A 15,353-nucleotide genomic window follows, 5' to 3' on the forward strand; every position below is an offset into this window, starting at 1 on the left:
GTGGGCGAGGGTGCCGAGGCCGCCGGTGATGAGGACGGTGCCGTCGGGGTCGAGATCCCAGCCCGCCGGGTCGGCGTCGTCCGAGGCCGGGGCGGTCGCGGCGCGAGCCAGGCGTGGGGCGTGGATGGTGCCGCGGCGCAGGGCGAGCTGGTTCTCGCCGCTGGCCAGGGCGGTGACGAGCGCGGCCGGGAGGGCGGTGGCGGATCCCGGGTCGCGGTCGGTGTCGAGCAGCAGGATGCGGTCCGGATGCTCGTTCTGCGCGGTGCGCACCAGCCCCCACAGGGGTGCGGTGGTGAGGTCGACGTCCTCGCCGGCGATGCTGACCGCGCCCGAGGTGAGCAGGGCGAGGGGCACCTCGGCCCAGCGGGGCTCGGCGAGCCAGCGTTGCAGGAGCGCGAGGGTGTCCGCGGCGGCGGCCCGCGTCAGCGCCGGAACCGTGGCGGGGTCCGCGGCCGAGTCGGTCGCGGCGGGGGACGCCGCGCGGGGAGCGACGACGACCAGATCGGGCACCGCGGAGCCGGCGTCGATCCGGGCGGTCAGCTCGTCAAGGTCTGCGACGATGTCGACGTTGCGACCGGCCGAGCGTAGCGCCGCCGCGACCGGGGCCAGGTCCGGGTCGGCGACCGGACCGACGAGGGCCCAGGGACCGGCGGCCGACCCGCCCGCCGTCCCCTGGCCGACGCTGCCTGTCTCGGAGCCACCGGTCGGGGAGCCACCGGTCGGGGAGCCACCGGTCGGCACGGCCGGGAGTTCCGGCCAGGTCAGAGCGAACAACGCGTCGTGCCGGGGTCCGGGCGCCGAGCGGATCTGCTCGGCGGTGACCGGACGCAGCGCCAGGCCGGCGACGGACACGACCGGGGCGCCGGTGCCATCCACCGCGGTGAGGGTGATCTGGTCCGGGCCGCTGACCCGCAGGCGGACTCGCAGCCCGCTGGCGCCCGACGCGTGCAGCCGCACTCCGCGCCACACGAAGGGCAGCCGGGTGCGCCCGGCGCCCGTACCGCTGCCGTCCGCGGGTCCCGCGGAGTCCGCCGGGCCGGCGAGGGCCGTCGCGGCGTCCGGCAGGCCGGTCAGGTGCAGTGCCGCGTCCAGCAGCGCGGGGTGCAGACCGAAGGCGCCGGCGCGGTCGAGGGCGTCCGCGGGCAGGGCGACCTCGGCAAGCAGGTCCTCGCCGTCCCGCCACGCCGCTCGCAGACCCTGGAAGGTCGGACCGTAGGCCAGCCCGGCCGCGGCGAACGACGGGTAGAGATCGCCGGTGTCGACCCGGACGGCGCCCGCGGGTGGCCACACCGCCGACGACCCCGCCGATGACCCCGCTGTCGACCCCGCCGGCGATCCTCCGGCGGCGTCCGCCGCGCCGTCCGCCGCCTCCGGGGCGCGTAGCACCCCGTGGGCGTGTCGGTTCCACGGTGCCTCCGCGGGCGCGTCCTCGGCCCGAGTGTGGATGCTGACCGGCCGGCGACCGCCGCCGTCGGGTGCACCCACGGTGAGCTGCACCTGGAGCCCGCCGCGTTCCGGCAGCACCAGCGGCGCCTCGACGATCAGCTCCTCGACGACGGGCACGCCCGTCTCGTCACCCGCCCGCACCGCGAGCTCCACCAGAGCCGTGCCCGGCAGCACGACCGACCCGAACACGACGTGGTCGGCCAGCCACGGGTGAGTGCGCAACGACAGCAGACCGGTGAACACCGCCCCGTCCGAGTCCGCGAGCCGCACGGTGGCGCCGAGCAGGGGATGGCCGGCGGAGCCCAGCCCCAGCCCGGCGGCGTCGCCGCTGGGCGAGGTGGACGAGGCGTCCAGCCAGAACCGCCGCCGCGCGAACGCGTAGGTCGGCAGGTCCACGTGCTCATGGCCGGATCCGGCGTAGACCGTCGCGGCGTCGAGGCCGGCCCCGCGGACGTACGCCTGCGCCAGCGAGGTGTGGATCTTGGTGAGGTCGCCGGTGTCGCGGCGCAGGGTTTCGGTGATGGCGACGGGGCCGGGGAGGTCGGGGGTGGTGTCGAGGGTTTCGGCGAGGGCGGTGGTGAGGACGGGGTGGGGGCTGATCTCGATGAACAGGTCGTGGCCGNCNNNGAGCAGGGCGCGGGTGGCNGNNTCGAACAGGACGGGTTGGCGCAGGTTGGTGTACCAGTAGTCGGCGGTGAGGGTGGTGGGGTCGATCCAGTCGGCGGTGACGGTGGACAGGATGGGGATGGTGGCCGGCTGGGGGCGGATGGGGGCGAGCGCGGTGAGCAGTTCGTCGCGGACCGCCTCGACCCACGCCGAGTGCGAGGCGTAGCCCACCGGGACGTCTCTGGTGCGGATGCCCTCGGCCCGCAGGCCGGCGACGAACTCGGCCAGCGCCTCGTCGCTGCCGGCGATGGCGGTGCTGGTGGGGCTGTTGAGGACGGCGACGGACACCGGGGCGGCCCCGTCGCGGAAGCGGGCGAGCCGCTCGCGGACCTGGTCGGCGGGCAGGTTCACCCACACCACCGCCCCCGGATCGGGCAGCGCGCCGAGGATCTGTCCACGCAGGGCGACCACGCGGGCGGCGTCGTCGAGGGTGAGGGCGCCGGCGATGTGCGCGGCGGCGATCTCGCCCTGGCTGTGCCCGACGACGGCGTGCGGGTGCACCCCGTGGTGCTGCCAGAGCCGGGCCAGGGCGACCAGCACCGCGAACACGGCGGGCTGCGAGACGTCGACGCGGTCGAGGGTGGGCGCGCCGGGCCGCTGCTGCAGGACGTCGAGCAGGTTCCAGTCGATGTACGGGGCCAGGGCGGCGGCGACGGTGTCGAGGTACCCGGCGAAGACCAGGCTGGTGGCGAGCAGCTCACGGGCCATCCCGGGCCACTGGCTGCCCTGGCCGGGGAAGACGAACACGGTGGTGGCGGTGGTGTCGGCGACGCCGCGCACGATGCGCGCGCCGGTGGTCGCGCCGTCCGGCGTCGCCACCCCGGCGATCACCTCCACGCCGGCCGTCCCCGCCGTCCCCGCCGCTCCGGCCGGCCCGCCGGAACCGGCGGCCAGGGCGGTGAGCCCGGCTCGGAACCCGGCCGGATCCTCGGCGACGACCACCGCCCGGTGCTCCAGCGCGGCCCGGGTGGTGGCCAGCGCCCGGCCGACGTCGACCGGGGCGAGCCCGGGATGCGCGTCGACGAACGCCGCCAACCTGCCCGCCTGCCCGCCGAGGGCCTCGGCGGTGCGCGCCGACAGCACCCAGGGCAGTGCCCGACCTCGGACGGCTGGGTCGGGGCCCGCGTCGTCGTCCCCGACCGCCGCGTCCCCGCCCGCCGGGATCGGGCCCTGTTCGAGGATGAGGTGGGCGTTGGTGCCGCTGATGCCGAAGGCGGAGACGGCGGCGCGCCGGGGTCGGTCGGGGGTGGTGGGCCAGTCGGCGGGTTCGGTGAGCAGGGTGACGGTGCCGGGGGACCAGTCGACGTGGGGGGTGGGCGCGTCCACGTGCAGCGTCTTCGGTAGCCGGCCGTGGCTCATCGCGCCGATCAGCTTGATGATGCCGCCGACGCCGGCGGCGGCCTGGGAGTGGCCGATGTTGGATTTGAGGCTGCCGAGCCGGAGGGGGCGGTCGGCGGGGCGGTCGGCGCCGTAGGTGGCGAGGATGGCCTGGGCTTCGATGGGGTCGCCGAGGGTGGTGCCGGTGCCGTGGGCCTCGACGGCGTCGACGTCGGCGGGGGTGAGGCCGGCGGCGGTCAGCGCCGCGCGGATGACCCGCTGCTGGGACGGCCCGTTCGGCGCCGTCAACTGGCTGGACGTTCCGTCGGAGTTCACGGCGCTGCCGCGGATCACCGCGTGGATGCGGTGGCCGAGCCGCTGGGCGTCGGACAGCCGTTCCAGCACGAGCAGGCCGACGCCTTCGGCCCAGGCGGTGCCGTCGGCGGCGGCGGCGAACGGCTTGCACCGCCCGTCCGGGGCCAGCCCGCGCTGGCGGGAGAACTCCACGAACATGCCCGGCGATGACATGACGGTGACGCCGCCCGCCAGGGCCAGGGTGCATTCCCCGCCGCGCAGCGCCTGGGCGGCGAGGTGGATCGCGACCAGCGACGACGAGCAGGCGGTGTCCACCGTCACCGCCGGGCCCTCCAACCCCAGCGCGTAGGCGACCCGGCCCGACGCGACGGAGGTCGTGCTGCCGGTGAGCACGTATCCGTCGACCCGCTCGGGGGTCGGCTGGTGCAGCCGCGGGGTGTACTCCTGGGCGATCACCCCGGCGAACACCCCGGTCGCGGAGCCGCGCAGCGAGATCGGGTCGATCCCGGCCCGCTCCACGGCCTCCCAGGCGGTCTCCAGCAGCAGGCGCTGCTGCGGGTCGGTGGCGAGGGCCTCCCGCGGGGAGATCCCGAAGAAGGCGGCGTCGAACTCCGGGGCGTCGTGGAGGAACCCGCCCGACCGGGCATAGGTCCGCCCGGGCTGGTCGGGGTCGGCGTCGTAGAGCCCGTCGACGTCCCACCCGCGGTTCGTCGGGAACGGGCCGGTGACGTCAAGTCCCTCGTCGACGACGCGCCACAGGTCCTCCGGCGAGCTCACCCCGCCCGGGAAGCGGCAGCTCATCCCGACGATCGCGATCGGCTCGCGGCGGGCCGCCTCCTGCTCGCGTAGCTGCTGGCGGGTCTGGTGCAGATCGGCGGCGACCCGGTTGAGGTAGTCGCGGAGCTTCGCTTCGTTCGCCATGTGCGGTATCAGCCTTCTCGATGCGCGGAGTCGGGGCGGACCGGAGAGCACGTGCTGCCGGGCGCGGTGCGGGGGGCGCCGACGGCGCGCGGCCGGCGGGGGCTGGGCGGGTCAGGAAATGCCGAGCTCTCGGTCGATGAAGTCGAAGATCTCGTCGTCGGTGGCGCCGGAGATCTGCTCGGTCAGCCGGGTCGCGTCGGCCTCGTCGTCGTCCGCCGCGGTGCCGGTCGGCTGTGCGGCGGCCGGCATCGCGGCCAGCAGCGCCCGCAGCCGGGCCACCGCGTCGGCGCCCTGGGGCGTCGACGCCGCCGGGCCGGTCAGCGCCGCCTCCAGCCGGGAGATCTCGGCGTCGAGGTCGACGGGTGCGGGCCGCTCGTCCGAGGGCCGCCCGCCCAGGAGACGCCTGTCTGCAGACAGGGTGTCCCGCAGGTGGGCGGCCAGGATGGCCGGCGTCGGGTGGTCGAACAGCAGCGTTGTCGGCAGGCGCACGCCGGTCTCCCGGGCGAGCCGGTTGCGCAGCTCGATCGCGCTCAGCGAGTCGAAGGCGGACTCCAGGAAGCCGCGATCTGGCCGGATCGCCGCCGCCGAGGCGTGGCCGAGGATCTCGGCCGCGGTGGTCCGGACCAGGGTGAGCAGCGCCCGGCGCTGCTCGTCGGGGCCCTGCCCGCGCAGCCGCTCGACGAGGGCCGCCGCCCGGTCTGCCGCCGGTGTGCCCGCCGCGCCGGCCGGGGTCGCCGCACCGGCCGCGCCGGCGCCCACGGCCCCACCCGCGCCGGCGGTGGAACGCTGCGACGGCACGTGGACCAGCCCGCGCAGCAGCCCGCCGCCAGCCGGGCGGGCGGCGCCGGCCGGGTCCAGCCGCGCCGGGATCAGCAGCGGTTGCGCGCCGGCGGCCGTCCCCGCCCCGGCCGCCCCCGCCCCGTCGAGGGCCAGGTCGAACAGGGCGAGCCCCTGCGCGGTGGACATCGGCGCGATGCCGGTGCGCGCCAGCCGCGCCAGGTCGGCCGGGGCGAGCTGCCCCGCCATCCCCCCGGCCTGCGCCCAGTGGCCCCAGGCCAGCGACACGGCCGGCAGCCCCGCCGCGCGCCGGTGGTGGGCCAGGGCGTCCTCGAACGCGTTCGCCGCGGCGTAGTTGCCCTGCCCGCCGTTGCCGAGCAGCCCGGCGACCGAGGAGAACAGTACGAACGCGGCCAGGTCCAGCCCGGCGGTGGCCCGGTGCAGCAGCCAGGCCCCGTCCACCTTGGGACGCAGCACCCGGTCCAGCGTCGGGTCGTCGAGTGACGTCACCACCCCGTCGGCGAGTACCCCGGCGGTGTGCACGACGGCGGTGAGCGGATGGTCGGTCGGCACCGCCGCGACCAGCCGGCGCACATCGTCGGGGTCGGCGACATCGGCGGCGACGACCGTGGCCGTCGCACCCGCCTCGGCGAGCGCGGCCCGCACGGCCTCGGCGCCCGGGGTGGCCGGGCCGCCGCGGCTGGCCAGGAGCAGGTGCCGCACACCGTGGTGGGTGACCAGCCGGCGGGCGACGAGCGCGGCGAGCGCCCCGGTGCCGGTGATCAGCACCGTTCCCGCCGGGTCGAGCGGCGCGGGCAGCGTCAGCACCAGCTTGCCGGTGTGCCGGGCCAGGCTGAGTTGGCGCAGCGCCTGCGGCGCGTGCCGGACGTCCCAGCTTGTCGTCGGCAGCGGGCGCAGGGCCCCCCGGGTGAACAGGTCCGCGAGGTCGGCGAGCATCTCGCCGATGCGGGCCGGGTCGACCTCGAACAGGTCGAACGCCTGGTAGGAGCCGCCGTCGAGGTCCGCGGCGACGGCCGCTGGGTCCCGCAGGTCGGTCTTACCCATCTCGACGAACCGCCCGCCCGGCGCCAGCAGCCGCAGCGAGGCGTCGGTGAACGGCCCGGCCAGCGAGTTGAGCACGGCGTCGACCCCGCGGCCGCCGGTCGCGGCGCGGATGGCGTCGGCGAAGTCGAGGGTGCGCGACGAGGCGATGTGGGTGTCGTCGAGCCCCTGCCCGCGTAGCACCGGCCACTTCGCCGGGCTTGCCGTGCCGAACACCTCGACGCCCCAGTGCCGGGCGAGCTGCACCGCCGCCTGGCCCACCCCGCCGGTGGCGGCGTGCACCAGCAGCGACTCGCCGCGGCGCAGCCGGGCCAGATCGGCCAGGCCGTGGTAGGCGGTGAGGAAGGCGACGGGGACGCCGGCGGCCTGGCTGAACGACCAGCCCGGCGGGATCGCCGTCAGCAGCCGGCGGTCCGTGACCGCGAGCGGGCCGAGGGTGCCCTGGACCAGGCCCATCACCCGATCTCCGGGCGCCAGGTCCGACACCTGCGCGCCGACCTCGACCACGACGCCGGCGCCCTCCGCGCCGATGCGCGCCCCGCCGGGATACATCCCCAGGCCGATCAGCACGTCCCGGAAGTTCAGCCCGGCGGCGCGCAGCGCGAGGCGGACCTCCCCCGGCGCCAGCGGCCGGTGCGCCGCCGGCTCGGCCAGCAGGGCGAGGTTGTCCAGCGAGCCGGCGGCGGTCACGTCGAGCCGCCAGGCGTCGGTGCCGGCCGGGGGGAGCAGCGCCGGCTGCGTGCCGAGCGGGGCCAGCAGCGGCACGCGGATCTCCCCGTCGCGCACCGCGAGCTCGCTGTGCTCGGCGGGCCGCGCGGCGAGCAGGGTGAGCGCGGCGCGGACGGCCTCCCGTGAGGAGTCGCGGCCGTCGACGTCGAGCAGCGCCACCCGGTCGGGGTTCTCCGTCCGCGCGCTGCGGACGAGCCCCCAGAGGCCGGCCGCGGCGAGGTCGGCGACATCCTCCCCGGGGCCCGTCGCCACGGCCCGCTCGGTGAGGATCACGAGACGGGATCCGGTGAACCGCTCGTCGCGCAGCCAGTCCTGCAGCAGGTGCAGGGCCGCCCGGACCGTGGCGTGCGCCGCCGGGACCGGATCGGCCTCCCCGGCCGCTGCCGCGCCGGCAGGGGTTGAGCCGGCAGGGGTTGAGCCGGCTCGGGGTGCGCCGGCAGGGGTTGCGTCGGCTGGTGCCGACTCGACCGCGGTCGGTCGGTGGATGACCAGGGCGGGCGCCTGGCCGTCGGCGCCGATCGCCGCCCGCAGCGCGGCCAGGTCCGGCAGGAGACGCAGGTCCGCCGGCTCGGGCGGCGCCGCGGTCGGGCCGCGGTCGGGAGCCGCCAGGTCGACGGGTCGCCGCGCCCCGATCACCACCCAGCCGCCGGCGCGGTCGCCGTCGCCGTCGCCGGGGGTGCGGTTCGCGTCGGCGGCAGGGTCGGCCGGGGGCACCGCCTGCCAGTCGAGCCGGAACATCGCGTCGCCCCCGCCGCGGCCGGCGACCGCCCGGCCGGCGTCGGCCAACACCTGCGCGGCCACTGGGCGCAGGGTCAGCCCGCCGATCGTCACCACCGGCTCTCCGGCCGCGTCGGCGACGGCCAGCCGCGCCGTGTCCGGGCCGGTCGGGGAGACCCGTACCCGAAGCGACGCGGCACCGCGCGCGGCGAGCGTCACGTCCTGCCAGGTGAACGGCAGTCGGATGCGGCCCGGGCCGTCGTCGGCCGACCGGTCGCCCTCGCCGGCGGCCTCGGCGCCGGGCAGCAGCCCGACGACGGCGTGCAGCGCCGCGTCCAGCAGGGCGGGATGCACCTCGAACCGATCCCGCCCACCGGCCGCGTCCGGCAGCGTGACCTCGGCGAGCACGTCGTCCCCGTGGCGCCAGGCCGCCCGCAGGCCGCGGAAGGCCGGTCCGTACTGGTATCCGCCGCCGGCCAGCCGCGGGTACAGGCCCGAGACGTCGAGCGCGACCGCGTCCGGCGGCGGCCATGCCCCGCCCCGGTCGCCCGCCGCGGCGCCCACGGCCGGTTCGGCGCTGTCCTGCGCCGTCGCCCCGTCACCCGTGGTGCCGCCGCTATCCGCCGCGGCGCCGTCGTCCGCGCGCAGGAAGCCGGTGGCGTGTCGCTGCCACGGGCCCGGGGGGTCGGTCTGGTCGGCGACCGGACGGGCGTGGATCGTGACCGCCCGGCGCTCGACCCCCTCGGGCGCGCCGCCGCCGGCCGGATCGGCCGGACCGACCAGGACCTGGACGTCGAGCGCCCCGGATGCGGACAGGGCCAGCGGGGCGGTGAGCGCGAGCTCCTCCACCCGGCGGGCGCCGCAGTAGCGGGCCGCGGTCAGTGCGAGGTCCAGCAGCGCGGTTCCCGGCAGCAGCACCGTGTCGCGCACGGCGTGGTCACCCAGCCAGGGCAGCGCGGCCGGGTCCAGCCGGCCGGTCAGCGCCAGGCCGCCGTCGGCCAGTTCGACCGCGCCGGTCAACACCGGGTGCTCCGGGCCGACCCCGCCCGTCTCGAGGCCCGGGCGGCCCGACGTCCCGGTCGGGGCGTCCAGCCAGTAGCGCTGTCGTTGGAAGGGGTAGGTGGGCAGGTCCGTGTGGCGCGGCCGGCGGCCGGTGAACGCCGCCGACCAGTCGACGGCGACCCCGTCGACGTGCAGCCGGGCCAGCGCGGTGGTGAACGAGCGGACCTCCGGGCGGTTCGCGCGCAGCAGCGCGACGACCCTCGGCGCCGGGCCGGCGGCCGCATCCGGGGTCGGCGCCGCGTCGACGACGGACTGTTCCGCGACGGACTGTTCCGCGAGGGCCTGTTCCGCCAGGGCGGAGAGCACCGCGTCCGGGCCCAGCTCCACGTAGGTGGTGACGCCCAGGTCGGCCAGCGTGCGGATCCCGTCGTGGAAGCGGACCGTCCCCCGCAGGTGGCGCACCCAGTAGTCGGGATCGGTCAGCTCGGCGTCGGTCGCCACCCGTCCCGTGACGTTCGAGATGATGGGGATCGTCGGCGGGCGCAGCGTCACCCCGGCGACGACCTCGCGGTACTCGGCGAGGACCGGGTCCAGGTGGCCGGAGTGGAACGCGTGGCTGACCCGCAGGCCGCGCACCCGGTGGCCGGCGTCGCGCCAGCGCCGCCCGATCTCCTCGACGGCGTCACGATCGCCGGAGACGACCACCGAGCGTGGCCCGTTGACCGCCGCGACGCCGATGGTCCCGGCCGCGCCGGCGAGCAGCCGGCCGATCTCCTCCTCGGTGCCCTCCAACGCGGCCATCGCGCCGGTCGCGGGCACGCTCTGCATGAGCCGGCCCCGCGCGGCGACCAGCGTGGCCGCGTCCGGCAGGGACAGCACGCCGGCGAGGTGGGCGGCGGTCAGCTCGCCGACGGAGTGGCCGATGAGGTGGTCGGGCCGCAGCCCGTAGGACTCCGCCAGCCGGTACAGCGCGACCTCGAGGGCGAACAGCGCGGGCTGGGTGAAGGCGGTGGCGTCCAGCTCGTCGGCCGCCGCCGACCCGGGCTCGGCGAACATGAGCTCGCGCACGGACCGGCCGACCGCGCCGTCGAGATGCGCGGTGACCTCGTCGAGCGCGGCGGCGAAGACGTGCGACGCGGCGTACAGCTCCCGCCCCGCGCCGGCGCGCTGGCTGCCCTGCCCGGTGAACAGCAGCGCCGTGCGGCCCGCCGGCCCGGCGACGCCGGAGACGACGTGCGCCGCCGTGTCCCCGGCGGCGAGCGCCAGCAGTCCGGCGCGGTGCTGCTCCGGGCCGTCGCCGACGACGATGGCCCGGTGCGCGAACAGGGTCCGGGTGGTGGCCAGGGCGTGGCCGACGTCCGCCGCCGAGGGGCCGCCCGGCTCCCCGGCCGAGGCGGCGACGTGCTCGGCGAGCTGCGCCGCCCGCGCCCGCAGCGCCGACTCCGAGTGCGCGGAGAGCACCCAGGGCAGTGCGTCGGGACCGGGGCCAGCGCTGGCGGTCTCGGCTGGTTCGCCGTCAGCTGGTTCGCCGTCGGTTGGTTGGCCGTCGGCCGATCCGGCGTCGGCCGGTCGCCCGTCGGCTGGTGGACCGGAGCCGGGCTCGGCGGCGTCCTCGGGGGCCTGTTCGAGAATGAGGTGGGCGTTGGTGCCGCTGATGCCGAAGGCGGAGACGGCGGCGCGCCGGGGTCGGTCGGGGGTGGTGGGCCAGTCGGCGGGTTCGGTGAGCAGGGTGACGGTGCCGGGGGACCAGTCGACGTGGGGGGTGGGCGCGTCCACGTGCAGCGTCGCGGGCAGGCGGCCGTGCCGCAGCGCCTCCAGCAGCTTGATCACGCCGGTGACGCCGGCGGCGGCCTGGGTGTGGCCGATGTTGGATTTGAGGCTGCCGAGCCGGAGGGGGCGGTCGGCGGGGCGATCGGCGCCGTAGGTGGCGAGGATGGCCTGGGCTTCGATGGGGTCGCCGAGGGTGGTGCCGGTGCCGTGGGCCTCGACGGCGTCGACGTCGGCGGGGGTGAGGCCGGCGGCGGCCAGGGCCGCGCGGATGACCCGCTGCTGGGACGGCCCGTTCGGCGCGGTCAGCCCGTTGGAGGCGCCGTCGGAGTTCACCGCGCTGCCGCGGACCACCGCGAGCACGCGGTGACCCAGCCGGCGGGCGTCGGACAACCGCTCGAGCACCACCACGCCGACGCCTTCGGCCCAGGCGGTGCCGTCGGCGGCGGCGGCGAACGGCTTGCACCGCCCGTCCGGGGCCAGCCCGCGCTGGCGGGAGAACTCGGTGAACATGCCCGGCGTCGGCATGACGGTGACGCCGCCCGCCAGGGCCAGGGTGCACTCCCCGCCGCGCAGCGCCTGGGCGGCGAGGTGGATCGAGACCAGCGAGGACGAGCAGGCGGTGTCCACCGTCACCGCCGGGCCCTCCAGCCCCAGGGTGTAGGCGATCCGGCCGGAGACGACCGAGGTCAGGCTGCCGGTGAGCACGTAGCCCCCGTAGCCGTCCGGCGCCTCGACGAGCCGCGGGCCGTAGTCGTGCGGGGTGACGCCCGCGAACACGCCGGTGGCGGTCCCCCGCAGCGTGACCGGGTCGATCCCGGCCCGCTCCAGGGCCTCCCAGGACGTCTCCAGCAGCAGCCGCTGCTGGGGGTCCATCGCGGTCGCCTCCCGCGGGGAGATCCCGAAGAAGTCCGCGTCGAACTCGGCGGCGTCGGGCAGGAACCCGCCGTGGCGGGTGTAGGAGGTGCCCGGCCGGGTGAGGTCCGGATCGTGCAGGGCGGTGAGGTCCCAGCCGCGGTCGGTCGGGAACGGCCCGATCGCGTCCACCCGGGCTTCCAGCAGATCCCAGAGCTGCTCCGGTGAGCGCGCGCCGCCCGGCCAGCGGCCCGCGGCCGCCACGATCGCGATCGGCTCGTCGCCCGATCGGCCCGGACCGTCCGGCCCGGTCGCTCCGACGACCGTGGCCGGCTGGTCGGTGCCGGTCAGCGCCGCGCGCAGGTATCCGGCGAGGCGTCGCGGGGTCGGGTAGTCGAAGGTCAGCGTGGTCGGCAGCGCGACCCCGGTCGCCGCCGCCAGCCGGTCGCGGAACTCCACGGCGCTCACCGAGTCGAACCCGAGGTCGGCGAAGGTCCGGTCCGCCTGCACGCTGCCGGCGGTGTGACCCAGCACGATCGCCAGGCTCGCGCCGATCACGTCGAGCAGCACCCGGTCGGCCTCCGGCGCGGGCAGCCCGGCCAGCCGGCGGGCGAGCGCGGAGCTCGGGGCCGCGCCGCCGGCCGCCGGCGGTGTGCCGGGTCCGGCGTTCGCGTCCGTCGGCCGCGTGCCGGGTCCGGCGTTCGCGTCCGTCGGCCGCTCGGGCACGTCCACCTCGAAGGTCCGACGCTGGAACGGGTAGGTGGGCAACGGGACGCGCCGCGCCCGCGCCGGGTACGCCGCGGCCAGGTCCACCGCGCCCCCGGCGACGTGGACCTCGGCCAGCGAGCGGAGGAACCGGTGCAGCCCACCGTCGTCTCGGCGCAGCGTCCCGACCACCGCGGCCGGTGCCGCGCCGCCGCCCGAGGCCGAACGCGCCGCGTCCTCGACGATCGCCCGGATGCCGCCGGTCAGCACCGGATGCGGGCTGACCTCGACGAACGTCCGGTGGCCGGCGGCCAGCGCGGCGCGCACCGCCGCGTCGAAGCGCACCGTCCCGCGCAGGTTCGCGTACCAGTAGCCGGCGTCGAGCCGAGACGTGTCCACCGCCTCGCCCGTGACCGTCGAGTAGAACGTGACGTCGCCCGATCGCGGCGTGATGCCCGCCAGCAGGTCCAGCAGCGGCGCCTCGACGGCCGCCACCTGCGGCGAGTGCGAGGCATAGTCCACCGGGATGCGCCGCACGTCCACGCCGTCCGCGGCGTAGCCGGCGATGAGTTCGTCCAGCGCGGCCGGGTCGCCGGAGACGACGGTCGACGACGGGCCGTTCACCGCCGCCACCGCCAGCACGGCGTCCGGGCCGCCGAGGCGCTCGAGCACGGCCGCCGCCGGCAGCGGGATCGACGCCATCGCCCCGGTCCCCGCGAGCTCCCCCAGCACCTGGCTGCGCCGGGCCACCACGGCCGCCGCGTCGGCCAGCGTGAGCGCGCCGGCCAGGTGGGCGGCGGCAATCTCGCCCTGGGAGTGCCCGATCACCGCGTCCGGCCGCACCCCGTACGAGCGCCACACCGCCGCCAGCGCCGTCATGACGGCGAACAGCGCCGGCTGCACCACGTCCACCCGGTCCAGCGGCGGCGCGCCCGTGGCCCCGGCGAGCACGTCGGGCAGCGACCAGTCGACGTGGGGGGCGAGCGCCTCGGCGCAGGCGGCGATCCGCTCCGCGAACACCGGCGAGGTGGCGAGCAGCTCGCGGGCCATGCCGGCCCACTGCGACCCCTGCCCGGGCAGGACGAGCACGACCCCGCCGCGGTCGGCGGCGCCGTCGGGCGGGCCCGTGACGAGCGCGGCGTCCTGCTCGCCGTCGCGCAGCCGGCGCAGGGCGGTGAGGAACTCCGCCGGGCTGGTGGCGACCACGACCGCCCGCCGTTCGAAGGCCGTGCGGGTGGTGACCAGGGAGTGGCCGACGTCGACCGGGTCGAACGCCGGCCGCGGCGCGGCGGGGGCGGCACCGTCCGTGCCGTCCACCGGCTCGGACCGGTCGGCCGGCGGCTTGTGGGCGGCTGGCAGTTCGTGGGCGGTCAGCAGGTCGTACAAACGCCCGGCCTGCGCGCGCAGCGCGGCCTCGTCGCGGCCCGACACCGGCCACGGCAGCGCCTGCGCTGCCTCGCCCGGACCCGCCCCGTCCGCGATCTCGGCCGGCGGGGTCTCGGCCGGCGGGGGCTCGGCGACGATGAGGTGGCAGTTCGTCCCGCCCATCCCGAACGAGCTCACGCCGGCGACCAGCGGCCGGTCCCCGGCCGGCCAGGAGCCGTGGTCGGTGTGCACCCGCAGCCGCAGCTCGTCGAACGCGATGTCGGGGTTGGGGGTGGCGAAGTTGAGGCTCGGCGGCAGCTCCCGGTGCGAGATCGCCAGCACCGTCTTGAGCAGGCCGACGATGCCGCTGGCACCTTCGAGATGACCGATGTTCGTCTTTGCCGAGCCGACGTGCAGCGGCGCGTCGGCGGGCCGTCCGGCGCCGAACGCGCGACCCAGCGCGGTGGCCTCGATCGGGTCCCCGACCGGCGTGCCCGTCCCGTGCAGTTCCACGTACTGGATGTCGCGGGGCTCGACGCCCGCCGCCCGCGCGGCCTGGCGCAGGACCCGAGCCTGGCCATCCTCGCTGGGCAGGGTCAGGCCGTCGGTGGCGCCGTCGCTGTTGACCGCGCCGCCGCGGATCACCGCGTGGATCGTGTCACCGTCCGCGAGGGCGGAGGAGAGCCGCTTGAGCAGCACGATGCCGCCGCCCTCGCCGCGCACGTACCCGCTCGCCCGCGCGTCGAAGGTGTAGCAGCGGCCGTCCGGGGACAGCGCACCGAACCGGTCGGCGGCGTCGGTGCTGTCCGGCACGAGGTTGAGCTGTACGCCGCCGGCGAGCGCGAGGTCGCACTCGCCCAGGCGCAGGCTGTCCGCCGCGAGATGCACGGCCACCAGCGACGACGCCTGGGCGGCGTCCACCGTCAGACTCGGGCCGCGCAGGTCCAGGGTGTAGGAGACCCGGTTGGCGATGATCCCCCGGCTCTGCCCGGTGAGGGTGTGCCGGGTGACGGCGCCCGGGCCGGCGCGCAGCACCCGGGTGGCGTAGTCGCTCGTGATCGCGCCGACGAAGACCCCGGTGCGGCTGCCGGCCAGCGTCGCCGGGCGCAGGCCGGCCTCCTCGACCGCCTCCCAGGCGAGCTCCAGCACCAGCCGCTGCTGCGGATCGAGCTGCGCGGCCTCCCGCGGCGCGATGCCGAAGAACTCCGGCTCGAATCCGTAGACGTCGTCGAGGTGAGCGCCGAAGGCGGCGCCGAGCCGGCGGGGAACAGCTGGGCCGCGGTCGACCGCGTCGCCGCCGGCGCGCAGCAGGCGCCAGAACGCCGCCGGGTCGGGCGCCGCGGGCAGTCGGCACGCCAGGCCCACCACCGCAATCGGGTCTCCCGCTCCCCGGGGGGTGTCGTCAGCGTTCGCGGACACGGCTGATCCACTGCTCATCGCTGGGGCGCTCCTCGTCGTGAACGTTCAGACCCCCGACGCGCCGCCCTCGGACGGCACATTTCTCGGGAACGTCTGCCAGCGTAGGAGCACGGACTAACAACTGACTTTAGATCCGCTAAAGGTAATTTCCGTCGTACGGTTACGGGAATTTTCGGGCTACTGAGGGAACGGCTTCCGCGGTGTCGTGACAATCATTCACGGAAGGACCTGTCGGCCGGTTTTCCGGCGGCTTCACGAATACCCGCCCGGCCGCCGCGGAATGCGTCCGT

2 protein-coding genes and 1 pseudogene are annotated in these 15,353 nt (G+C 77.0%); all 3 read right to left on the reverse strand.

What is annotated here, in order from left to right:
* The coding region (locus FF36_RS37990) for a polyketide synthase dehydratase domain-containing protein (protein WP_242422518.1) at positions 1 to 2,070 on the reverse strand (2,070 nt) is incomplete at both ends.
* A 25-nt stretch (positions 2,071 to 2,095) separates the two neighbouring features.
* Positions 2,096 to 4,665: pseudogene (locus FF36_RS39990) on the reverse strand (type I polyketide synthase); the annotation flags it as partial.
* Between the two features lie 111 nt (positions 4,666 to 4,776).
* Positions 4,777 to 15,081, reverse strand: a complete 10,305-nt coding sequence (locus tag FF36_RS14950) for a type I polyketide synthase (RefSeq protein WP_082121929.1) — start codon at positions 15,079 to 15,081, stop codon at positions 4,777 to 4,779.
* Between the last annotated feature and the right edge of the window lie 272 nt (positions 15,082 to 15,353).

Origin of the sequence: Frankia torreyi, assembly GCF_000948395.1 — a bacterium.
Classification (GTDB): domain Bacteria; phylum Actinomycetota; class Actinomycetes; order Frankiales; family Frankiaceae; genus Frankia; species Frankia torreyi.